General features: G+C 38.5%; 19 protein-coding genes. 9 read left to right on the top strand and 10 right to left on the bottom strand.

Annotation, left to right across the window (positions count from 1 at the left end):
• Positions 1–133: 133 nt before the first annotated feature.
• The 4 genes from chbR to DK857_RS04280 form a co-directional block, all read right to left on the bottom strand.
• A complete protein-coding gene (gene chbR, locus DK857_RS04265) occupies positions 134–991 on the bottom strand; it encodes a transcriptional regulator ChbR (protein WP_109395101.1) in 858 nt (285 codons plus the stop codon).
• A gap of 1 nt (position 992) precedes the next feature.
• Entirely contained in the window at positions 993–1,340 is a 348-nt protein-coding gene (gene chbA, locus DK857_RS04270; RefSeq protein WP_088494268.1) for a PTS N,N'-diacetylchitobiose transporter subunit IIA, read from the bottom strand.
• Positions 1,341–1,401: 61 nt separating this feature from the next.
• The gene (gene chbC, locus DK857_RS04275) at positions 1,402–2,760 is read right to left on the bottom strand and encodes a PTS N,N'-diacetylchitobiose transporter subunit IIC (RefSeq protein WP_006534492.1); all 1,359 of its coding nucleotides are present in this window, start codon (positions 2,758–2,760) and stop codon (positions 1,402–1,404) included.
• Positions 2,761–2,854: 94 nt separating this feature from the next.
• Positions 2,855–3,181 carry a PTS sugar transporter subunit IIB gene (locus DK857_RS04280; RefSeq protein ID WP_006534491.1) on the bottom strand — a complete coding sequence of 109 codons (327 nt, stop codon included), beginning with the start codon at positions 3,179–3,181 and terminating at the stop codon, positions 2,855–2,857.
• 452 nt (positions 3,182–3,633) lie between these two features.
• Between DK857_RS04280 and DK857_RS04285 the strand changes: the two genes are divergently transcribed.
• The 4 genes from DK857_RS04285 to DK857_RS04300 are packed head-to-tail and all read left to right on the top strand — an operon-like array spanning position 3,634 to position 7,315.
• Positions 3,634–4,605 carry a siderophore ABC transporter substrate-binding protein gene (locus tag DK857_RS04285; protein ID WP_072064961.1) on the top strand — a complete coding sequence of 324 codons (972 nt, stop codon included), beginning with the start codon at positions 3,634–3,636 and terminating at the stop codon, positions 4,603–4,605.
• Positions 4,602–5,564, top strand: coding sequence for an ABC transporter permease (locus tag DK857_RS04290; protein WP_109401630.1), 963 nt, complete (start codon positions 4,602–4,604; stop codon positions 5,562–5,564). The genes DK857_RS04285 and DK857_RS04290 overlap by 4 nt, the downstream gene beginning before the upstream one ends.
• On the top strand, positions 5,551–6,558 hold the full coding sequence (locus tag DK857_RS04295; RefSeq protein WP_109395103.1) for an iron chelate uptake ABC transporter family permease subunit: 1,008 nt from the start codon (positions 5,551–5,553) through the stop codon (positions 6,556–6,558). The genes DK857_RS04290 and DK857_RS04295 overlap by 14 nt, the downstream gene beginning before the upstream one ends.
• Position 6,559: 1 nt before the next feature.
• Positions 6,560–7,315, top strand: coding sequence for an iron ABC transporter ATP-binding protein (locus DK857_RS04300; protein ID WP_109395104.1), 756 nt, complete (start codon positions 6,560–6,562; stop codon positions 7,313–7,315).
• A gap of 63 nt (positions 7,316–7,378) precedes the next feature.
• Here DK857_RS04300 and DK857_RS04305 read toward each other — a convergent pair whose 3' ends face one another.
• Positions 7,379–7,933, bottom strand: coding sequence for a TetR/AcrR family transcriptional regulator (locus DK857_RS04305; RefSeq protein WP_109395105.1), 555 nt, complete (start codon positions 7,931–7,933; stop codon positions 7,379–7,381).
• Between the two features lie 85 nt (positions 7,934–8,018).
• Between DK857_RS04305 and DK857_RS04310 the strand changes: the two genes are divergently transcribed.
• Positions 8,019–9,542, top strand: coding sequence for an MFS transporter (locus DK857_RS04310; protein ID WP_109401631.1), 1,524 nt, complete (start codon positions 8,019–8,021; stop codon positions 9,540–9,542).
• A 61-nt stretch (positions 9,543–9,603) separates the two neighbouring features.
• Here the strand turns inward: DK857_RS04310 and DK857_RS04315 are convergent, their stop codons facing one another.
• From DK857_RS04315 to DK857_RS04330, 4 genes are all read right to left on the bottom strand, one after another.
• On the bottom strand, positions 9,604–11,115 hold the full coding sequence (locus DK857_RS04315) for a basic amino acid/polyamine antiporter (protein WP_109401632.1): 1,512 nt from the start codon (positions 11,113–11,115) through the stop codon (positions 9,604–9,606).
• Between the two features lie 83 nt (positions 11,116–11,198).
• Positions 11,199–13,571: an Orn/Lys/Arg family decarboxylase gene (locus tag DK857_RS04320; RefSeq protein WP_109401633.1), complete on the bottom strand. Its 2,373-nt coding sequence runs from the start codon at positions 13,569–13,571 to the stop codon at positions 11,199–11,201.
• A 91-nt stretch (positions 13,572–13,662) separates the two neighbouring features.
• Complete coding sequence (locus tag DK857_RS04325) at positions 13,663–15,123, bottom strand: basic amino acid/polyamine antiporter (RefSeq protein WP_109401634.1); 1,461 nt, start codon at positions 15,121–15,123, stop codon at positions 13,663–13,665.
• A 503-nt stretch (positions 15,124–15,626) separates the two neighbouring features.
• The gene (locus tag DK857_RS04330; RefSeq protein WP_109401635.1) at positions 15,627–16,412 is read right to left on the bottom strand and encodes an AraC family transcriptional regulator; all 786 of its coding nucleotides are present in this window, start codon (positions 16,410–16,412) and stop codon (positions 15,627–15,629) included.
• Positions 16,413–16,857: 445 nt separating this feature from the next.
• Here DK857_RS04330 and DK857_RS04335 point away from each other — a divergent pair, with 445 nt between their 5' ends.
• The 4 genes from DK857_RS04335 to dmsD all read left to right on the top strand — a co-directional run bounded on the left by DK857_RS04335 (position 16,858) and on the right by dmsD (position 21,460).
• The gene (locus DK857_RS04335) at positions 16,858–19,278 is read left to right on the top strand and encodes a DMSO/selenate family reductase complex A subunit (RefSeq protein WP_109401636.1); all 2,421 of its coding nucleotides are present in this window, start codon (positions 16,858–16,860) and stop codon (positions 19,276–19,278) included.
• Positions 19,275–19,916, top strand: a complete 642-nt coding sequence (locus tag DK857_RS04340; protein ID WP_075673997.1) for a DMSO/selenate family reductase complex B subunit — start codon at positions 19,275–19,277, stop codon at positions 19,914–19,916. Before DK857_RS04335 ends, DK857_RS04340 begins: the two co-directional genes overlap by 4 nt.
• Positions 19,913–20,812, top strand: a complete 900-nt coding sequence (locus DK857_RS04345) for a dimethyl sulfoxide reductase anchor subunit family protein (protein ID WP_109401637.1) — start codon at positions 19,913–19,915, stop codon at positions 20,810–20,812. The genes DK857_RS04340 and DK857_RS04345 overlap by 4 nt, the downstream gene beginning before the upstream one ends.
• Positions 20,813–20,890: 78 nt before the next feature.
• Entirely contained in the window at positions 20,891–21,460 is a 570-nt protein-coding gene (gene dmsD, locus DK857_RS04350) for a Tat proofreading chaperone DmsD (protein WP_109401638.1), read from the top strand.
• A 99-nt stretch (positions 21,461–21,559) separates the two neighbouring features.
• Here dmsD and norR read toward each other — a convergent pair whose 3' ends face one another.
• Positions 21,560–23,077 carry a nitric oxide reductase transcriptional regulator NorR gene (gene norR, locus DK857_RS04355; protein ID WP_075673994.1) on the bottom strand — a complete coding sequence of 506 codons (1,518 nt, stop codon included), beginning with the start codon at positions 23,075–23,077 and terminating at the stop codon, positions 21,560–21,562.
• Positions 23,078–23,185 lie beyond the last annotated feature (108 nt).

The following is a 23,185-nucleotide window of genomic DNA, read 5'->3' on the forward strand; positions in this document are numbered from 1 at the left end:
CTGTTATTTGTGTATTAATGGCGAAATTAAGGCGTAAAGAGCCCTGAAGAAAATAAGCTTATTTTCTTCTTTCTCTCTATTTTCAATAAAATTAATCTTTATTGTTGATTAATTTCTTACGCTTAATAATGAATTAGTTTGTTTCTTTAATACTGCACAAATTTTTTCGATAACTATTTGGCGTCAACGAAGTTATTTTCTTAAATGTCTTAATAAATAAACTTGGACTACTGTAACCAGCATCAAAAGAAATATCTGTTATCGAATAGTTTGTAATTTCCAATTGTTTTTTCGCAAAATTAATTCGAATATCATGAATAATTTGCATTGGTGTTTTATCGTAATAACGCCGAGTTGCTCGGGTTAAATATTCTTGTGATTTTCCTGATAGCATTACCATATTAACCAGTGCATTTTCGCCAAATTTTTGTTTGTCATGCATCTCGCTAACTGTGTCTCTTAGCCATAAAGGAATATCATCTTGTGTTCTATTTTCTCGATGGTGTCGTAATCTATTCACCACATTAAAGGTGACAATTTCAATAAATTCATTAAATTCGGTATGGCGGAAATTTAATGAGCCAATAACCGATTCAATATAGGAAAGAAACTCATTTTTTAATTCATAAACTTGCGAAGCAATAAAATAAGAAGGCAATAACGAGAGATAGTGCTTATCAAAAAAGGCTTTACTAATACCCACATTTAAAATGCGAGTTGCCCCAAAATCATAAAAACTTTGATGATGAGAGCCTATGGGGATAAAAACAAAATCACCCCGCTCTAATAAAACCTTTTTACCATTAATCTCTTGATAATAGCGCCCTGTTAATACAATGGTGAATTCATAATAATCATGTTGATGCAATCCACTGACACTTTCTGTTTTATTATAAATAAAGACATGAAAGTTTTTGCCATTAAATAGCTGATCTTCATAGACCATGCGTATTTCGCTTTGTGCTCTCAATGACTCCACCACAGTATTCATCTTATTTTATCTTCTCATGTAACTCGATTAATTCTGTCACTAACTCTCTGGCTAACATCGATGTCATTAAATGATCTTGCGCGTGGACTAATACCAAGCTGACTTTGGTTTTGCCAACACCTTGGTCATCACCAATTAAACGAGTCTGTATTTTATGCGCCTCATTTAATGCTTCACGAGACTGTTCCATTAATTTTCTAGCGCCATCAAAATCACCTTCTTTGGCTTTTTTTAATGCGCCATAAGCCACACTACGGGCTTGGCCAGAATTAATGATAAGCCCCATGATGATCTCTTCAAATTCATCATCAGTTGCACTGCTATCAACGGCATTTTCAATATCTAACATCATATTTCCTCTTTGACACTGGCAAGTGCAGAGAAGCCTCTGCACTTGTGTTTTCTATCACTTAAAATTTCAATGCATTGGCAATATCTTCTTCACTTTCTTCTTTTTCAATTTCAGTTTGAGCTTTATTTGAAATAATCACGAAAGGAAGATAAATCAGTGTGGCAACACCCAAGTTAAATAGTGCTAATAACAGTGCTGCAATACTGCCGTTAGTGTTAAAGAATGCACCTAATCCCGTTGGCATCGTCCATGGCGCTATATTTGTTACTGGTGGGATTATCCCTAAGTAATAAGCCGTCACAGTAATTGCGGCAAGAATAGGCTGAATAAGAATAAAGGGAATAAACATCACTGGGTTCATGATAATAGGCAAACCAAAAATAATCGGTTCATTAATTTGGAATAAACCTGCTGGTAATGCCAGTTTTGCCACTTGACGATGATCGGCGCGACGAGATGCGATAAAGATAGCCAGAATCAGCCCCAGCGTTGCCCCCGTCCCCCCTAAGAAGATAAAGGAGTCTAACATCGGTTTGGCCCAGAGATGGAATGTCTTACCTGCCGCTAATGCAGCTTCAACAGAACCGTACTCTGTATAAATCGCAATATTCTCTAATGCCCATGGTGTCATAATGCCACTATCAAGCGCTGTCAGCGCTAGTGAACCATGAATACCAAAGAACCATAACAATGATGTGAAGATAACATACGCCCAACCCACTACAGAACCTAATGAAGCTAAAGGCGTTGAGATAGAGTCCAAAATAACTTGGTGGAAATGTGTTTCATAATGTCCTAATCCCCATGAAACAATTCCCATAACAGATAAGATAATAAAACCAGGGATTAAGGCCGAGAATGAACGTGAAACAGAAACTGGCACGCTATCAGGTAAGCGGATCACCCAATTACGACGCACAATAAAGGTAAACATTTCAGCCACAACAAGACCGATAATAATACCTGAAATAACATTCGCACCCCCTAACCAGTTGGCGCCAACAGCATACGCCCCCCCAGCATTATAAGGTGTGACAGTCATAAAAGCAGCGATAGAGAGTAACCCAGCCGCGATAGGATCGACCTTACGCTCTTCGGCTAATCCCATACCGATAAAAAAGGGTGTCATTAATGACATGATACCCAATGTTCCGTTATAGACATTCCCCCCAATGGCTTTAAAACTATTGAGTGTTTCTATTGTTGATGCATCAAGGCGGATACCTAAAGAATAAAAAAAGGAGCCCTCACCAAAACTAAGAAAAACGTTATTGATAAGTACAAACATTGCCCCTGCAAGGGTTAACGGCATTAAACGAATAAAACCATTTTTAATCGCATTAACGTGAGGTTGCTTTCCAATTTTAACCGCAAAAGGAAGGAGTACCTTTTCAAGTGAACCAATAAACTTACTCATAGAAAAATACCCTTAAAATGCCGCTAATTGCTCGGCTTGCTGAAAAATTCGCTCTTTGACTGAAATAGAAATAATAAAAAAATAAAAAATAAAATTAATTTGTTGTTGCAGATGCTTTTTTAATAGAGGCGACAGCGGCTTTTAACACACCTAAGCCATCTACTTTTCCGTATAACAAAGAATCGATCACTTCGACCGGTTTATTCGGGAGTAATTTTTGGATATCAGGCAACATCCAACTAATTTGTGGACCAAGTAAAATTAGATCCGCATCCTGTCCTTTTTGTGCCGCTAAGGTTTCAGGAAATGCTTCAATAACCACAGGCACTTGATATTTTTCTGCTTGTGCTCGCATTTTGGTCACGAGAAGAGATGTTGACATGCCAGCAGAACAAAATAAGTAAATATATTTCTTTTGCATAAAACCCTCTTGAGTTGGCAACGATTTACCCTAGAGATAACAAGGCTTTCTCTTGTGCATTCATTACTGTGTCAGTACAGAAACCGAAGTAAGATTAAAATAAGGATTGTTTCTGCTTGAATGAAGTATACGCAATGATACTAGCTAACGATATTTCTTAGTGGTTCAGAATTGTCTCTCCTTGACCTGCTCTTTTGACACTCTTCACAAATTGAGCAAATAATCTTAAGAGTTCTTTCACGTCACAAAATTTGTTCTTTATTTTCCTTTAATGATCTCTCACAAGATTTCGCCATTTTAGTCAAGTTAATCCTTTATTATTATGAGAATGTGAATTAGTATCATTACTCTTTATGTTTTTGATGGTATTATCGCCTTCTTTGTGGATCGACATTTAAGCCACTGCTGTAAAGATCCGTGTTATTTCGTGTTGCAACAATATGGGAAAGAGAATGTTTAAAAAGTCATTAAGCCCACTGTTTTTACTGCTTTCTTCACTTGTTATCGCAGGTTGTGATAACGCTCAAGACGCATCAACAGCACAATCAGCGGAGAAACAAACTCTCACGATTGAACATTTCCAAGGGACAACTGAAATCCCTGCACACCCGCAAAAAGTGGTTGTGATGAATATGGAAACCCTTGATATTATTGATGCATTAGGTGTTTCTATTGTTGGTCTTCCACAAACGAATGTTCATTTACCAAAATTCTTAGAGAAATACACCAATCCGAACGACTATATCAATGAAGGTGCTTTATTCGAGCCAAACTATGAAAAGCTCAGCACAACAGCGCCTGATTTAATTTTAAGTGGTAGTCGTGCTCGTGATGCGTATGCAAAATTAAGTGAAATTGCACCTGCGATTTCAATGGATATCGATCCGAAGCGTTTCGTTGAAAGCCTTGCTGAACGCACCACAACATTAGGTCAAATTTTTGGCAAAGAAGAACAAGCTAAAAAATTACTGGCTGATTTCAATAGCAAAATTGATACCGTAAAAGCCAAAACACCAGACGCAGGTAAAGCAATGGTGGTTTTAGTCAGTGGCGGTAAAATTTCGGCTTATGGCCCAAGCTCTCGCTTTGGCTTTATCTATGATGTATTAGGTTTTGAACCAGCTTATGTTTTTGATAGCCCAGGTTCACACGGCAACATTGTCAACTCTGAATTACTGTTAAAACTTAATCCAGATTGGCTGTTTGTCATTGACCGTGATGCAGCAATTGGTCGTGAAGATTCACAACCAGCTCAACAAGTTCTTGATAATGCACTAGTTAGAAAAGTAAATGCTTGGAATAAAGACCAAGTTATCTATCTTGATGCAAGTTCCATTTATATCTCTGGCGGGATCCAAACTTACTCTCGTTTAATGGATACAATTAATCAGGCCTTGGATCAAAAAAATAAAGTAACTGAATGAAAACGTTCCATTTATCATTGGGGATAGGGGTTATCGCTATCCTCTCAATGATCAGTCTATTTGTCGGCGCAGGAGATATTACTCCTGCTTCGCTTTTTACTGATCCCGATATGCGCGATATCTTCTTTATCAGCCGTGTTCCAAGAACTCTATCATTATTACTCGCCGGTGGAGCCATTAGTGTTGCAGGATTGATTATGCAACTGCTCACCCAAAACCGCTTTGTCGAACCTTCTCTTGCCGGAACAACGCAATCTGCAAGTCTTGGATTATTAGTCGTCATGTTGCTCTTTCCAGCGGCAGGCATCTTCACCAAAATGATGGTCGCCACTGTTTTTGCCCTGCTTGGTACTTTGTTGTTTATGTTGCTTCTGCAAAGGATCACCTTAAAAACGACATTAATAGTGCCTTTAGTGGGGATTATGCTTAGCGCTGTTATCGGTGCGTTGACTATCTTTTTAGCGGTTTATTTCGATTTATTGCAATCTTTAGACGCATGGACAAGTGGCGATTTTTCAAGTGTATTACAAGGCCGCTATGAGCTGTTATGGCTTGTCGGTGCGCTGGCAATCATGGCGTGTTGGGTTGCAGATAGCTTTACGGTTGCAGGAATGGGGCGAGAGTTCTCTATTAACGTGGGACTGAATTACCGCAAAGTCATGATAATAGGGTTATCGATTATCGCGCTAATCAGTGGTGTTGTGGTTTCTGTTGTCGGTGCATTGCCTTTCCTAGGTTTGATTGTGCCCAATTTAGTGAGCTTAGTGATGGGGGATAATATCCGTAAAACTATCCCTTGGGTTTGCTTAAGTGGTGGCGGGATTGTTTTACTGTGTGATGTGATTGGTCGCCTTATTCGCTACCCATTTGAAATTCCGGCCAGTGTTATTTTAGGGGCTGTCGGTGCCATTATTTTCCTTTTCTTACTACTAAAGCAGCAACGTTATGCAAAAAGTTAATTCATCCATAATTAGCAAATGTACTGGCGCTGTCGAACATAAGAAAACGCGCCTCTCCCCCATGTCTCGTATCTGGTTATTATTAGGGGCATCGTTATTATCCATTGTGTTATTTATGACGATAAACCTAAATGGCAATATCTCTTATATTCTGACTCACCGCGCTTACATTATTCTCACCATGATTGTGGTAGCTTTTGCCGCAGGTGTTTCGACTATTCTGTTTCAAACCATTGCCAACAACCGCATTTTGACACCTTCACTTATGGGGTTAGAAGCCCTATTTGTATTGCTACAAACCGTGTTTGTCTTCTTTGAAGGTGATATGCCTGCATCGTGGATGCTGAACCTATCAAAGTTCTTCTTAGAATCGACATTGCTTGTACTATTTTCCGTTGTACTCTACCGTTGGCTGTTTAGCTCTGTACGCTTTAACATTAATTTAGTCCTAATGATTGGGATTATTTTAGGGACTCTATTTCGCAGTTCCGCCACATTATTACAACGCTTGATGGATCCCAATGAGTTTTCCATCTTACAAGGCCGCATGTTTGCCACCTTCACCCGTGCCACGCCTGATCTTATCTTTTGTGCCTTAGCGATTATTGTAGTTGTTGGTGTTTTACTTTGGCGTATGCGTTATAGCTTTGATGTGATGGCATTAGGGCAAGCGAATGCCATTAACCTTGGTATTAATTACCGCAAACAGACCACTTATATCCTGTTGCTGATTTCTGTTTTAGTTGCGGTTTCTACCGCTTTAGTTGGCCCATTAACCTTCTTGGGTTTAATTGTGGCTAACCTTGCTTATCATATCAGTGGCAGCAGTCAGCACCGTTTCTTGATGCCTGTAGCCTTCTTACTAGGTACTATCGCTTTAATCGGTGGGCAACTGGTTTTAGAGTATGGCTTAAAAATGACAGGAACACTTTCTGTTGTGATTGAGTTTGTTGGTGGGATGTTCTTTATCTATTTGGTGTTAAGAAGACTTTAATATGATTGAAATCAGCAAAATATCAAAACGTTATCAAGACACAACCGTTCTCGATAATATAACAACAACAATTCAGCGTGGCGGTATTACTTCGATCATTGGCCCTAATGGCGCGGGTAAATCCACATTACTTTCTGTTATTGGACGTTTATTAATACCTGAAAGTGGCATGGTCAGTGTTAACGGCATGGATGTTGCGGCAACAGATAGTGACGTACTGGCAAAAAACCTTTCAATACTGCGCCAAGAAAATCAATTCGTTAGTCGTTTAACCGTAGAAGAATTAGTCGGTTTCGGGCGTTATCCCTACAGCAAAGGACGTTTAACGCTTGATGATAAGAAAATAATTGATGAGTCATTAGCTTTTTTAAATCTCACTGAATTTCGTCATCGCTATCTCGATGAATTATCGGGCGGGCAACGCCAACGCACTTATGTGGCAATGGTGCTATGCCAAGATACAGAATATGTCATGCTTGATGAACCACTGAATAATCTTGATATGAAACATGCGGTAATAATGATGAAACTTCTGCGAAAAGCCGCAGATGAATTAGGAAAAACCATTATTATCGTTATTCATGATATCAATTTTGCCTCTGTTTACTCTGACTATATTTTAGCCATGCGTAACGGACAATTGTATTATCACGGTTCACCCAAAGAGATCATGAAAGCGGATATTATCGAAGATATTTTCGACACCCCCGTTAACGTTAAAGAGCTCGATAATAAGCTAATTGCTATGTATTACTAATGCCATTTAGCCGATTATCTTCAATAAAAAGCATGTTGTTCTTCTCATTAACAGCGTGCTTTTTTATTGCTTTTTACCTTGCTGAAGTAACTCTGAATCAATATCTTCAAAGATAGATTGCCATTCGTTATCATCAATACCCATTAGTCCAAAATAACGCAATAAAAAGGTGCCTTCTGTCGCTAAAAATGCCAATCGTGCACGTTTTCCCGCTTCTGTTGTCGTATCTACACCCGCTAATCGTTGTTGATACCACTCTTTAGTACTTTGTAGATATTCTGGAGTTTGTAGCAATGCCGCCATCAAACTCGCGCCTTTGGCAAAAGAGACTTTATCGTGATGATGAGTCGCATGAATATGTGCTGCAACACGATTGTCAGGCGAATTATCATTTTTAACTATCTCGTTAAATTGAGTTTCATAACTGCCTTCCCAATGTTCAAACATAGCATCAATCATCGCCTCTTTACTGCTAAAACAGTATTGAACCCCCCCTTTAGAGATCCCCATTTTTTTTGCAACGGTATCAATCGTTAACGCTGCGGCACCTTGTTCCATAACGATATCGAAGATCGCTTCTAATAATTTTTCTCTATCAATCGTTCTTTGACGTCCCATAAAAAACCTCTTTTCAATACGGCTGTATGGATTTATATTGTAGCCGTTAGTAAAAATAATACACATAAAAATAACTGAGATTTCTATGATAAAAGATTATAAACGTTGGATAGTATTACTTTTGGTATCTAGCATGCTGTTTCTCATTGTTGTTGATGTCACAGTGCTTTATACCGCATTGCCACGTTTAACTCATGATTTAAACGCCAGTGCATCAGAAAAACTTTGGATAATGAATGCCTATCCATTAATTGTTGCTGGATTATTACCCGCAGCAGGTATGCTCACAGATAGGATTGGTCATAAAACATTATTTATTAGTGGATTACCGCTATTTGCACTCGCTTCATTGTGTGCGGCATTTTCACCTTCGGCTACCGCTTTAATCGCCTCTCGAGGCTTTTTAGCCGTGGGTGCTGCAATGAGTATGCCAGCAACACTATCAATAGTGCGCCAAGTTTTTAGCGATCCACAAGAGCGTGCTATTGCGATTGGAATTTGGTCTGCTGTTGCCTCAGGCGGTGCGGCGTTAGGGCCCTTAATTGGTGGTATTTTATTAAATAACTTTTGGTGGGGCTCCGTCTTTCTAATTAACGTTCCCATTGTTCTTTTTGTACTACCGTTTTCTTTTTGGCTTATCCCTAAATTTTCAGGACATGGTGATCATAAAATTGATTATTTAAGCTCAGTACTAATTTTAGTGGGTTTGATCAGCGCCATTTATGCCTTAAAAGAGATAGGAAAACCTTATACACAGTGGAGTGAAGCCACAATTGCCACAGTGATTGCAGTGATCTTTCTCACTCTATTTACCTTGCGTCAGCGTACACAAACTCACCCAATGATTGATTTTGGGTTATTTAAAAACCGCTTTTTTAGTATCGGTATTTTAATGGCGGTGCTTTCTATGGTGATCATTGTAGGTATTGAATTACTGCTCAGCCAACGCTTACAGCTTGTCGCAGGTTTTACCCCACTTAATGCAGCATTAGTGATCTTACCTATTCCTATTGGCTCCGTACTTGCTTCTCCATTAGCTGGCTATTTCTTAGTGCGTTTAGGAGAAGTTCGCTTAATTATTGCCGGATTTATGCTTACTTTAGTGGGAAACCTGTGGTTAATTGCCGTTTACCAAACTACATCGCCAATGGTGTTAATTGGTAGCTTGTTCTTAATCGGCTTTGGTTTAGGTATTATTTTTACCACTGCATCAACTTCAATTATGTTGAGTGTGGCAGATAAACAAGCAGGAATGGCAGCCTCCATTGAAGACGTGGCTTATGAGCTTGGGAGCGTGATTGGCGTGACATTTATGGGCAGTTTGATGAGTACCGTGTACACTTTAAAGCTCGTACTACCTGACTCATTAGCTATCAACGATGCGGCCTATGACAGTTTAGACGAAGCCCTGATTGTGGCAGAGGAGTTACCAAATGATGTGGCTTCTCTTGTGATATCTCAAGCAAATTTAGCTTTTGATAATGCTTTTTTTGTTGTATTAATTGCCACGGCTATTATGACTGCATTAAGTTTATTCTTTTTGCCTTATTGTTTACGTCATACTGTAAGAAAAAAAACAATTAACCATAATTCACTATTAGATCAATAGGATAAATAACCTCACGCATCACCATGGTACGTGAGGTTATTGATTGCAATATAAGAGAATATTAAAGCGTGATAATTCCTTTCATCAGTAAACCGATAATTATCACATCAAGTAGTAATAAAATAACGAGATAAAGCGTCTCTTTTTTCTGAAAAATAGGTTTATTATCGTGTTTCTCTTTACGTGACCAGATAAAAACAGGCAGTCCACATGTCAATAAAATTGGGACTAATGCAACATATTGAATTTGGCTTGCATACAAAATAAAGAGGCAGAAAATAACACCTAATACACCACTTAATAAGGCTAATCCTCTTCCTGTTTTTGCATATTGATCATATTGACGGTTAATACAAATCTTAGTGATATATAACGTTGTAGTGATGTAAGCGGGAACAACCATTAATGCGCTAATGTTATACATGGTATTCCATGCATTATTTGAGAAATAAACCAATAACATCGCTGCTTGCATCACAATACTGCTCACCCATAGAGATGTATTTGCGGCTTGGTTTTTATTGGTGCGTGCAAAGGCTTTAGGAAATGCACCTTTTTGCCCTGCGACCATCGGAATTTCTGCACATAACATTGTCCATGCTAACCATCCTGCTAAAACCGAAATAATCAGCCCGACATTCATTAACCAGTCTCCCCAATTACCAACAACTTTGGCTAATACACCCGCAGTTGATGGATTACTTAATTGAGACAGTTGTGATTGTGGCATAATACCAAAAGGTAAGATGGATAATAAAATATAAATAATTAATGCTAATAAAAAGCCTAATAAGGTTGCCTTACCAACATCTTTTTTATTTTTTGCTCTACCAGATAAAACGACAGCGCCTTCAACACCAATAAATGCCCATAGGGTTACTGTCATCGGTGCCAGTATTTGGGACATTAATGACACTGGCTCTGCCTTATTATCCACCGTACTCATAATTTGTGGTGATGTACCCCAGAAGTTACTAAATAACTGGTAATAATCATTCAGCACACCCAGAATAATAACAAATAAGACCAATGGCACTAATTTAGCTATAGTACCCATTGTATTCACAAAACCTGCAACTTTCGTTCCTGATAATACTAAAAAGTTATAGCCCCAAATTAAAATAGAACCACAAATAATGGAATTTAAATTATTGCCATCGGTAAATACACCTGGGAAAAACTGATCGAATGCATCCATCAAGATAACAGCAAAAGCCACATTACCAAATGCGGTCATTAACCAATATCCCCATGCAACATTAAATCCAATAAAAGACCCAAAACCTTCTTGTGCGTACATATAGACACCAGCTTGAAGGTCAGGTCGTAAATCAGATAATAAGCGAAATGCATTAGCAATAAAGTAAATACCAATACCCGCAATAATCCATGCGATCAAAACCGGCCCTATCGCTGAACTTGCTGCCGTATTTTGTGGCAAGCTAAACACACCACCGCCTAGCATAGAGCCCACAACAATTGCAATCAGGGCAAATAAACCCAACTTTGCACCATTATCACTCGTCGCGTGGGTGGTATTCTTTGACGATGTGGCTTCTGATTTGTTTGCCATAAAAACCTCTTACCTTAAGATAATAATATCTGGCGCCTAATCCCACGCCAGATATTTTCATCGCATCATAATGTTGTCATTAATTACTGACGGCCTTTTTTAATTGCTGACACACGGCGTTTGAATTTCACATGTGAAGGTAATTCTTTCGCAATGCGTTCATCTTCAACAATCGCTCTTACCCAAAAATCACCCTTTTCATCGACATTGATCCCTTGTATTTCATGTTCAAACCCTGGAAATGCCTTATCAAAAATTTGTAAGGCTTTTAGGTAACCAATAATACCTTGATCTCCTTTAGGTAAGCGTTCCCCCGGCATAAGAACAGGAATTCCCGGCGGATAAGGAACTAACATACTCGCCGAAATACGACCTGAAAAATTATCTAAAGGGATATGTTCAGCTTTATAGCGAACGACTTTTTGATAAGCCTCCGCTGGTGACATGACAGGTTCTGGATCACTATTTACTGCATCATTAATATGTTTCATTAAATCAAGCTCATCCATCTTTTCATGCATAGATTGGCAGAGTTGTTTTAATGTCATTTTTGCATATTGAAGAGAGATTTCTTTTAGTGAGGGAATAGCATCTATCGCTAACGCATCGGAATCATAGAGCTTTTTAAAGGTCAGTAAACTTTCTAATAACGTTCCCCACTTACCTTTAGTGACCCCTACAGAAAAGAGGATTAAAACGGTGTAGTCCCCCGTTCTTGCAATTTCAATACGTCGCTCATCCAAGAATTTAGTAATGATATAACCTGGGATACCCATCTTTTGATATTGACCATCGGCAGTAATACCAGGGCAGGTAATTGTTACTTTAACAGGGTCTAACATACTGTCGGTATCAGCAATATCTTCATCAGAAAAACCATGCCATTTATCACCGATTTTTAATGTCCAACAATCAGACTCTTGGCTTAACAAATCGAGAGGTGCTTGCTCAAAGCTGTAATTTTCGCCAGTTTTCGGATCACGTACTTGAGTTGGCTGTAATACATCGAAGAACCAATCAGAATCACCATTTTGCTCTTTTAATTGGCGTTTGACAGAAACGACGGCCTTACGAAATGCAATTGCTTCTTCTATCGATTCTTGTACTAAAGAATAACCAGATTCTCCTTTCATCATTCCGACTGCAACATCAATAGAAGCAATAATAGGATAATAAGGCGAAGTGGTGCCATGCATCATAAATGAGTCATTAAAGTCATCAAAATTTAACGGCGCACGTTCGCTTTTTTTCACGTGGATCATCGATGCCATAGAGAGTGATGGCAACATTTTATGTGTTGATTGCACGGCAAAAAGGGTAGGACAATTAGGAATATCTTCAGATACATCCATCGTAAAACGATTTTTATATAAAGGATGGAAACGCGCATAAGCATACCATGCTTCATCAAAATGAATTCGAGGTACGCTGGTTGCTAAATTTGTCACCACATCATTTACGTTGTAACAAAAACCATCATAAGTACAGTTTGTCACGACAGCATAAGTCGGTTCAGGGCTGATAGCACCTTCGGCTAGCGGACTCTCTTTTATCAGTTTGCTAATACTGGCTTGTGTTAAGCGTTTGGTTGGGATCGGACCAATTAAACCGTAGCCATTTCGTGTAGGTTTTAAATAAACTGGACGCCCTTGTGAAAGTGTTAAGCCATGATTCAATGATTTATGGCAGTTTCTATCCACAACAACAATCTCGTCTGCCCCAATAGCGCCTTGTGCCACAATACGATTGGAGCCGGATGAACCTGAAACACCATAAAATGTCCAATCAGCGCCAAATAGTTCTGCTGCTATTTCTTCTGATGTTTTTGATGGCCCCGCATGAATAAGGTAATCCCCCATTTCAGCCGTTGCGACACCAATATCAGCACGCATCATATTTTCACCAAAGAAATTGATGAACTCGATACCAATAGGATGTTTCAAATAAGCCATACCGCCCATATGTCCTGGGCAATCCCAATAGTAATCACCATCCTCAGTGAAATCTTTTAATGTTTTAAAATATGGAGGTAAAAGGCTCTCTGCATAGCGATGAATTAAAGTATAAATACGATTAGCTGTAAATGTTGCGGTTTCTGAATAGAGATAGATATATTCACTTACTTCTTTAAGAATATTAATAGAAACACTATCGGTAATATTCTCTTCAGACAGTAGAATAATAGGTGTCGTTGGGTTTCTTTTTCTAAATAATGAAATAAAGGCTTCACTCTCTATATTCATTTTTGGATTGTTTTTATCCCAGAAAATACCTACCGCACTGTATTTAGGGCTTTCTTTTATATATTTAATCCCATGATCAATATTATCTGCAATTTGAGCGATTAAACCACGCTCTGTAATTGCATGTTTTAATGATCCTAATGCTTGTTTTGCAGGGCTATCTTCTTTTAGTCCCACAGATGAGACAAATAATACATGATGATTAAACTTCATAGACACCTCCATAGGTATCAATATTGATTGATATTGCCATTATCTGATTCATTTCATTGAAAAAATTTCAATTAATAATTATGCACAATAATTAAAATTCAATATAATTATTGAGATATAGAAAAATCGTCAATACATCCAGTAAGATAATAAAAACAAATAAAATACGCTCTGTTGGATTAAATAGTGTCTTCTGCTCTTGATATCTCGACCAAATAAAAAGGGGAATACCTAATGTCAGTAAAATAGGCACCATCGCTAAATATTTAATTTCACAAGCATAAAACATAAACAAGCAGAACATTAATCCAATAAATCCACTAATTAAAGCAGAAGCCTTACCTTTATTGGCATATTTTGAAAAGTCACCCGACAAACAAAGCTGTAATAAATAAGCCGATGTCGCCAAATAAGCAGGTAGAACCATTAATGCAGAAATAGCTAACATTGTTAGCCAAGCATCATTAGAAAAATAAACAACAAAGACAACCAATTGCATAAATAGGCTACTCACCCACAGAGAGGTAGAGGCCGCGCCATTTTTATTTTTTACTGAAAATGCTTTAGGAAAGGTACCATTTTGAGCCGCTACCATAGGTATTTCAGCACAAATCATCGTCCAAGCTAGCCAACTGGTTAATACGGACACTAATACGCCGATATTAATTAACCACTCTCCCCAATCCCCAACAACAGTTTTTAATATTCCGGCTGTTGATGGTGTTGGTATTACGCTTAATGCTTTTTGCGGTAAAACCCCAAAAGGTAATACTGAAATAAAAATACAAATAATCAGTGAGACAATAAACCCTATCAATGTTGCTTTGCCCACATCTTTTTTATTGCGCGCTCGACCAGATAACGCAACCGCACCTTCGACACCGATAAAACACCACAGAGCAACATCTAAAGGCGCTAAAATTTGTGCAGGAATAGGCCCTAAATTATCGGCTGAAATAGATGCTGAATTTCCCCAAAAATTATTAGTTAACTCTTCATAATTCAAGAAGTAAACCAGTATAAACACGAAAATACTTAAAGGAATTAACTTCGCAAACGTACCAATAATATTAATTGCACCCGCCAATTTCGTGCCGGATAAAACAAGGTAATTAAATCCCCAAATAAGAATAGAAGCACCGATAATAGAGGGAATATTATTTCCGCCTTTAAAATCACCAGGTAAGAAATAATTTAAGGTATCCATCACCATAATAGCAAAAGCAACATTGCTAAAAATGGTCATTAACCAATAACCCCAAGCAACAATAAAAGCAACAAAAGCACCAAATCCTTCACGAGCATACATATAAATACCTGATTGAAGATCAGGTCGAATATCTGAAAGCACCATAAAGATCCGGGCAATAAAATACATACCAAAACCGCAAATTAGCCAAGCAATAATGACTGGACCAATTTCAGATGTTGCTGCCATATTTTGCGGTAATCCATCAACACCACTACCTATCATTGAGCTGATTACGATGGCAATCAACGCAAGTAGTCCTATCTTCTGGCCTGTATTATTATTTGAATTGCCTTTTGACATATTCTTGACCCTATTGTAACAACTTCTGTATTAACATGATGAGCTAATGAACAAGTATAGTGGAATATAAAAATCACACACTCGAAACTATTACGATAATTGTAACTTATTATGTATAAATGAAAAAAGTATGACTTAAACATTAATGATTTTTAATATTTAAAAACCTAGAGAAAATAAACAACAACAGATCAACTCCAATAGATAAGAATCAAAAAATCAAGTGTTTAAAATTTCATACATATAACAATCATCTTCATAAAAAGTAAAAAGATATATTTTTCATTATCAGGCAACAATTATATTAATATAAAACAAATATTAAAAGTGTTTGTTATTTTATATATATCAATCAAATAGTTAAATATAAATTTAGTATGCTTTTCTTTTATTGAAATAGTAATAAATACGTAATTAACATATAAGGTAAATCTTAAAAAGAATTATTCTTTATTTAAAATATTGGAAAGAATCTTAAAAAGAATAATAATTGAAATTAAATATTAAAAACGATCCAATTTCAGTCCATCCATACTAAAATGAGAAGGCGATTGTCCCATCTGTTTTTTAAACATCGTCGAGAATGAGCCAGCGCTGTTATAACCCAAATCAAAGGCAACTTCAGTAATACCACGTCCTGATAAGATTTGTGTTAATGAATTCAATAAACAGACTTGTTGTCGCCATTGTGAAAATGACATTCCTGTTTGTTGGCGGAAAAAACGGCTAAAAGAGCGCTCACTTTTATGTAATTTATCTGCCCATTGTTGCGGTAAAGAATCTATTTTTGGGTTACGAATAAAATCACGACATAATTTAGCTAATTTACTATCTTGTGGAATAGGTACAAAAAACGGTAACGGTTTTGCTTTCGCTAATTCGCATAAGATTAGCTGCATTAAAAGGCCATCTCGTCCTTTTTTATCATATTCTGCAGGCACATCTACAGCTTCAAGCAAGAGTTGACGAAAAAGAGGGGAAACTCTGACAACCTCACATTGTTTGCTATGACGAGGGGCTGCGGAAGGCTCGATATACAAGCTTCGAGTACTCACATCTAACATACGAGTTTCATGCCCTGTTTCTGGCGGGATCCACACACCACAAGACGGTGGAATAACCCACTCACCATCATCCGTACTCACTTCAATTAGGCCTGTGGCAGGGTATAAAAATTGGGCTCGGCGATGTCGATGCGTTTCTAACAATGTATTGGGCAAATAGTCTGTACCCAGCGCAATAACATCTCGGTCAAGTGAATCAACGCTTTTTAACGGTACATTTCTCACAGTCTAGGTTACCCTTTTTTATTTTCGTCCTTTTTAATATAACAGTTATCCCACACTCTACACACTGACAAATAATGAGTTATATAATTAAAATCGCTATATGCTTTAATAAACAACGAAGATGTCTTATGTGAGATTTCACCTTCTTGATATCTATTTAACAAACCCTATTAACAATCAAAAAACGAGTCTTTAACACCTCTTGTAAATAGGCTGAAATTCAAATGTCGTTGTCTGATTTTAGAATGTTGGCAAAAGATTAATCAACTACTATCCCTCTCGCTGAGGTTATTTCGAGCCTTCTGCAATTATCTATGCATTCAATAATAATGCAGCGGATACCAGACATTCCCTTTATTCATAGCCTAGAAAAATCACGCACATTCTTTATATCAAGTATCGGGTATATCGGGATCCGCCTATTATGTTTAAGGTAGAGTTCATTATGAGCAATCAGTCCGATCACGATAGTGATACAAAGAGCATTCTCAACGATGTTAGCCGCCGTCACTTTATTCAAGCGAGCTCAGCATTAGTCACCCTTCCTTTTCTCGCATCAAACTCTTTTGCTGCGACAACAGACAACGCTATCCCAGTAAAATCAATAACAACCGAAGATGGTGAGCGCATTGTTTCAACTTGTAGTAGCTTTGACTGTGGCGGTAAATGTGACATTCGTGCCCATGTAAAAGATGGCAAAGTTACCCGTATTAGCACTCGCCCAGATACTGATTTAAATGAAGAAATGCCAATTATGCGTGCCTGTGTACGAGGCCGTGGTTATCGTAAATTTGTCTATCATCCAGACCGTTTAAAATACCCAATGAAACGCGTTGGTAAACGTGGCGAAGGCAAATTTGAACGCATCACTTGGGAAGAGGCAACCACTCTTATTGCGCAAAATATGCAACGTATTAACCAGCAATATGGTCCAGCATCTCGCTTTGTCAGCTTAAGTACAGGTGTTACTGGTGGTATTTTCTCTGGTGCGAATATGTTACGTCGTCTGTTTAATCTCACAGGCGGTTTTCTGGAAAACTATCACTCAGTCAGTAACGGTAATACCCTTGCCGTCACCCCTTATACTTACGGCACAGCGGCCAGTGGTAGCACACTCGATACGTTAGAAAATACCCCTCTTGTGATTTTATGGGGTCATAACCCTAACGAAACTATTTTTGGTCATTCAAACCATTTCTTCCAAAAAATGAAGAAAAACGGCACTAAATTTATTGTCGTTGACCCGCGTTATTCAGATACCGCTTCTTCTTTAGCTGATCAATGGATCCCGTTATTGCCAACAACGGATAACGCCATGATGGATGCGATGATGTATGTCATCGTAAGCGAAAATCTGCACGATCAAGCCTTTATCGATAAATACACAGTTGGCTTTGATGAACACCAAATGCCTGAAGGTGTGGGTGAGAATGAGTCTTTAGTTGCCTATTTAATGGGTAAAAAAGATGGTGTTAAGAAAACCCCTGAATGGGCTGAAACCATCACTAAAGTGCCGGCTGATACTATTAAACAGCTAGCTCGTGAATACGCATCGACAAAACCGGCTGCATTAATGCAAGGTTGGGGTCCTCAACGTCATATTTGTGGTGAACGGACGGCGCGTGGCGCGACATTACTTGCGACTATCACTGGTAATGTGGGTGTTCGTGGTGGTTGGGCCGCTGGCTATGGTATGGCTTTAAACTCTGAATTGCGTAAAACCATTGCAGGGCCAAGCCTATTAACTAACCCAGTAAAAGCGAAAATCAATATCACCAACTGGGTACAAGCGTGTGAAGATAAAAACTTAGTCACGCCACAAAATGGGTTACTCAATGCCGAGAAACTTGATACTGAAATCAAGATGATTTTCTCAATGGCGGGTAACTACATGACAAACCAAAATACCGATATTCTTCATGCCGCAAAAGTACTTGAAGATGAATCAAAAGTAGAATTTATCGTTTGTAGTGATCTCTATTTAACCCCAAGTGCAAAATATGCCGATATTTTACTGCCAGAAACCAGCTTCTTAGAACGCTGGAATATCGGTGGTACATGGAGCTATGGCGACTACATTATTCTGTCTGAAAAAGTTATTGAGCCTGAATTTGAGCGTCGTACTGACTACGATTGGTTACGAGAAGTCGCCGATAAATTAGGTGTAGGTGAGCAATTTAGCGAAGGTAAAGAGACTGATCGCGATTGGATTGAATATTTAGTCGATGACGCGAGTATTAAACGCCCTGAAGATGGTATTCCAACCTTTAAAGAGTTGTTGGTTAAACGTCGACATCTATTAAAACATCGTCCACATACTCAAAATGTGGCGTTTGAGAAAAATATCCAAGATATCGAAAATAATCCATTCCCAACGCCATCAGGCAAAATTGAGATTTTTTCTAAGCGTTTATATGACATGAATAATGTCGATATTCCTGCACTCTCTCATTATGTACCTGCCATTGAGGGCCCTGAAGACACGTTAACGGATAAATTCCCGCTACAACTTATCACATGGAAAGGGCGTAACCGCGCAAACTCAACGCAATTTGCCAACCCTTGGTTGCAAGAAGTACAGCGCCAAGAACTCTGGTTAAACCCGTTAGATGCTCAAGATAGAAACATCAAAGAAGGTGAGAAAGTCAAAGTGTATAACGATCGTGGGATCACGATCGTTCCCGTCAAATTAACACAACGAATTATGCCTGGGGTCGTCGCCTTGCAAGCAGGTGCTTGGTGGCAACCTGATGCAAAAGGCATAGATCAAGGTGGATGTGCCAACGTATTAACATCATCCCGTAGCACCGCAATGGCACACGGCAATGCTCACCAAACATTATTGGTCGAGGTAGCAAAAGCATGAGTAAATTTATCGTTTATCCCGCTGTGAGTAACAAACAGTTAGGGTTTTATATCGACAGCGCTCGCTGTTCAGGTTGTAAGGCGTGTCAGGTTGCTTGTAAAGATAAAAACAACCTCGATGTTGGACGCAAGTTTCGTCGTGTCTATGAAATCACTGGTGGCGGTTATACCCGCAATCCTAAAGGTGCGCTGGTCAATAATGTCTTTGCTTACACGTTATCTATCTCTTGTAATCATTGTGATGACCCAATTTGCGTTAAAAACTGTCCAACAACAGCAATGCATAAGCGTGAAGGCGACGGCATCGTCATGGTAGATACAGACAAATGTGTCGGTTGTGGTGCTTGTGCGTGGTCTTGCCCTTATGGCGCACCACAAATGAATCCAGAAACCAAACAGATGTCAAAATGCGACTTTTGCATCGATTTACAGCAAAAAGGTGAACAACCCGTTTGTGTTGCGACTTGTCCGCTAGGTGCGATCCAATTTGGTCCTATAGATGAATTGCGTGAACGCTATGGCGATTTAGATTATGTCACTGGTTTACCTTCCCCTGAAATAACGCATCCAAACCTTGTTATTAACCCACATCAGGGTGCCAATAATGACGGAATTAATAATAAGGGAGAAAGAAAATGAATGAATGGTCATTATTAATCTTCACATTTATGATGAATTCGACCATCGGTCTTGCGCTAACAACAGGGCTTTTTGCTCGTCGCCTTTCTCATTATCTCAATGCAGAAAGCTACTATCACTTTATGCTGTTAGCCTTATTTATTATTTGTGGATTAGCCGGTTTAGGCTCTATCGCTTCAATTACTCACTTAGGTGTGCCATTAAATGCCCCTAATGCCATTAGAAATATTTTTTCTGCTTGGTTAAGTCGTGAAGTTGCCGTCACTGCTATTTTTGTCGGTTGCCTAGGATTAACCTTTTTATGGCTCTGGCGCACTCGCAAACTCTCAATGCTTCTATTAAGTACCAGTATTCTGATTGGGCTATTTGATATTTATTGCATGGCATCGATTTATCGCCATACCTCCATTTTGACATGGATGGATCCTAATACTTACGTGATGTTCTTCGGTGCGATGCTAACGCTTGGTGCGGCTATTTTCTTTTTGCTGATCAAAGTATTACAACGTATAGGAAGTAAGTTAGGTATTGAAATACCACAAGACTCTTTCCCAATGCGCTGGAAATGGCAATTATGGGGAATAATGGCATTTAGCTTAATGGGTCGATTACTGTATCAACCTTTTTATGAGCAATATTTAACTAGCACGTTATATAGCCAAAAATCGGTGACATTCCCGTTATCACCTGTTCAAGTGTATTACTCCATCGGTTCGTTACGTACTACATGCTGGATCTTAGCAACCTTTGCAGTATTGGCTTGTGGCTATAGTTTAGTGAAATTCCTAGCCCCTAAAAATCAAGGTAAACCAACTGAGTCTATTTTTGCACTTGGCTGCGTTATCGCGATTATCGCTGACTTTATGTTGCGTTATGTTTTCTACTCAATTCACTAATTGTAATTGAGCTTGTGGTTTAAATAATAAAAAACAAACCTCATTAATTGGGGTTTGTTTAAGGAAATATCAAAAATTATGAGCAGACTCTCTTATTATGCGGCTGCATTTAATTTATTGGGAATTTGTTATTTATTCCCACCTGATGATGACACCAATAAAACTGCACTCAACTTTTTTAAAACTGGGGATTTTGCAGCACAGTGGCCTTGTAAAATTGAAAGCCACTTGTGTGAACGTTTAATTGATTCTGTTTCTATTGAGACAGAGCAATTAAAAATCCAATGGCAAAATCTTTTTGTTGGCCCTAATGCATTACCTGCCCCCCCTTGGGGTTCAGTCTATTTAGATCCTGAAGGTTTATTACAAGGGGATTCTACCCTTGCACTAAGTGAGTTTTTAAAACGGGAACGTTTAAAAGTAAACACGCCTTTTCCAGAGCCTGTTGATCATATCGGTTTGATGTTATTTCAAGCAGCGGTATTGGCATCGGAAAACAGAGAAGAAGCGGTTAATGAATTATTATCCCTTCATTTGACCACATGGCTACCTCATTATTTAAATAAATTAAAAATGAGTGGGTATAGCCAATTTTATAGCACGTTAACAGAACTGGTAACCATCACGGTGAACGCATTCAGAAAATAGAAATTTATTAACAACTTATCATCCTAACATAATTATTTAAGGTAATTTGGACCACGCACCCAAATTACCTTTTTTCGTTTAAGACATTCTCTTTTTAAATTATGACAACTTTAATCCTAAGCGTTTTGTTAAACGGCGTAAGTTAGCTGGATCGAGTGATAATTCTCGCGCCGTTGCCGCCCAATTTTGGTTATTACGTAGCAATGCTTGTTTAATTAAATCCCGCTGAAATTCATCCGTTGCTTCTTTTAAATTCTTTTCTTCAGAAGGTAATGTTTGAGAGGCAGAGTGAACTGGATTTTCAGCCCCTAAAGCAAAATGACTAACTTGTAAAATAAGGCTATCAGTTTTATTTCCAGCTCTTGCCAACACAATTGCTCGGTGAATGGTATGTTCTAATTCACGCACATTACCCGGCCAAGAATAGTGTAATAAATAAAGGCGTAATTCAGGACTAATAATCACCTGCGTGAGATTAAAACGCTGACGATATTGCTCGCAGAAATAACCCACTAATAGCAAAATATCTTCATCTCTTTCTCGTAATGGCGGAACATGCAAAGGAAAAATGCTTAAACGATGGAAAAGATCGGCACGGAAATTTCCCGCTAATACCTCTTCCCATAAATCGCGATTCGTTGCCGCTAATACACGTACATTAACGCGTAAATTACGATCATCACCAATACGTTGAATATCGCCATATTGTAAGACCCGCAGTAATTTGGCCTGAAGTGATAATGATAACTCCCCTATCTCATCAAGAAATAAAGTTCCATTATCTGCCATTTCAAATTTACCACTACGATGACTAATTGCGCCGGTAAAAGCCCCCTTCACATGCCCAAATAATTCACTTTCTGCCACACTCTCAGGAAGTGCCGCGCAATTTAAATAGACTAACGGATTATCTGCACGATTAGACATTTCATGAATGGCTTTTACCACCAGCTCTTTACCGGTTCCCGTTTCACCACTCACTAAGATATTCATATCTGCGGGTGCAACAATTTCTATCTCTTTTTTCAGTTGCATCATCGAAGGCGATAAACCAATAATTTCTGTTTTTACTGTGGGCTTAAACGTATTGGTTGGCGTAAATAACATATTTTGATTTTCGAGTTGCTCAATCAATAACGCATTATTTAATGCACCAGAGGTTAATGCCGCAATTAAACGTAATTCTTCATCACTAAAAGTATCGAACTGATGAGGGTCCATTCCATCAAGTGTTAACGTACCAATTAAATCTTGCCCAGCAAATAATGGTAATCCCACACATGCATGAACTTTTAAATGCTCTCTATCTGGGATAAGTCCATCATAAGGATCGGGTAAATCACTGTCCGCAGGGAAGCGAACCACATCCCCTGCACGCGCGATAGTTTCAAGGCGAGGATGCCCTTCAAGTAAAAATCGACGACCTAAAACATCAGGTACAAGGCCATCTATGGCTAATGGAATAAATTGATGAGGCTCATAACGAAGCAACGCAGCTGCATCGCAATTTAGCACTTGCCGAAGCGTGGTCACCAGTCGCTGAAATCTATCTTGATGACCCACATCTTTTTGTAATTCAATGGCAATTTTAGCCAACACATCAACGGAAAAGCCCATAAAAACACCTCATAGTCATTATGACTGTTATTATGGTCATTTTGACATGATAAAGATAGTCATATTGACAATATTTAAATCACTACAAAAACAAAAATCATTTTAAAA

Origin of the sequence: Proteus terrae (genome assembly GCF_003144325.1) — a bacterium.
In the GTDB taxonomy this organism is placed as follows: Bacteria; Pseudomonadota; Gammaproteobacteria; order Enterobacterales; family Enterobacteriaceae; genus Proteus; species Proteus terrae.

Bases quoted from the DNA above. Each gene is read 5' to 3' on its own strand.
- chbR (WP_109395101.1), bottom strand. From the start codon at position 991: ATGAATACTGTGGTGGAGTCATTGAGAGCACAAAGCGAAATACGCATG.
- chbA (WP_088494268.1), bottom strand. From the start codon at position 1,340: ATGTTAGATATTGAAAATGCCGTTGATAGCAGTGCAACTGATGATGAA.
- chbC (WP_006534492.1), bottom strand. From the start codon at position 2,760: ATGAGTAAGTTTATTGGTTCACTTGAAAAGGTACTCCTTCCTTTTGCG.
- DK857_RS04280 (WP_006534491.1), bottom strand. From the start codon at position 3,181: ATGCAAAAGAAATATATTTACTTATTTTGTTCTGCTGGCATGTCAACA.
- DK857_RS04285 (WP_072064961.1), top strand. From the start codon at position 3,634: ATGTTTAAAAAGTCATTAAGCCCACTGTTTTTACTGCTTTCTTCACTT.
- DK857_RS04290 (WP_109401630.1), top strand. From the start codon at position 4,602: ATGAAAACGTTCCATTTATCATTGGGGATAGGGGTTATCGCTATCCTC.
- DK857_RS04295 (WP_109395103.1), top strand. From the start codon at position 5,551: ATGCAAAAAGTTAATTCATCCATAATTAGCAAATGTACTGGCGCTGTC.
- DK857_RS04300 (WP_109395104.1), top strand. From the start codon at position 6,560: ATGATTGAAATCAGCAAAATATCAAAACGTTATCAAGACACAACCGTT.
- DK857_RS04305 (WP_109395105.1), bottom strand. From the start codon at position 7,933: ATGGGACGTCAAAGAACGATTGATAGAGAAAAATTATTAGAAGCGATC.
- DK857_RS04310 (WP_109401631.1), top strand. From the start codon at position 8,019: ATGATAAAAGATTATAAACGTTGGATAGTATTACTTTTGGTATCTAGC.
- DK857_RS04315 (WP_109401632.1), bottom strand. From the start codon at position 11,115: ATGGCAAACAAATCAGAAGCCACATCGTCAAAGAATACCACCCACGCG.
- DK857_RS04320 (WP_109401633.1), bottom strand. From the start codon at position 13,571: ATGAAGTTTAATCATCATGTATTATTTGTCTCATCTGTGGGACTAAAA.
- DK857_RS04325 (WP_109401634.1), bottom strand. From the start codon at position 15,123: ATGTCAAAAGGCAATTCAAATAATAATACAGGCCAGAAGATAGGACTA.
- DK857_RS04335 (WP_109401636.1), top strand. From the start codon at position 16,858: ATGAGCAATCAGTCCGATCACGATAGTGATACAAAGAGCATTCTCAAC.
- DK857_RS04340 (WP_075673997.1), top strand. From the start codon at position 19,275: ATGAGTAAATTTATCGTTTATCCCGCTGTGAGTAACAAACAGTTAGGG.
- DK857_RS04345 (WP_109401637.1), top strand. From the start codon at position 19,913: ATGAATGAATGGTCATTATTAATCTTCACATTTATGATGAATTCGACC.
- dmsD (WP_109401638.1), top strand. From the start codon at position 20,891: ATGAGCAGACTCTCTTATTATGCGGCTGCATTTAATTTATTGGGAATT.
- norR (WP_075673994.1), bottom strand. From the start codon at position 23,077: ATGGGCTTTTCCGTTGATGTGTTGGCTAAAATTGCCATTGAATTACAA.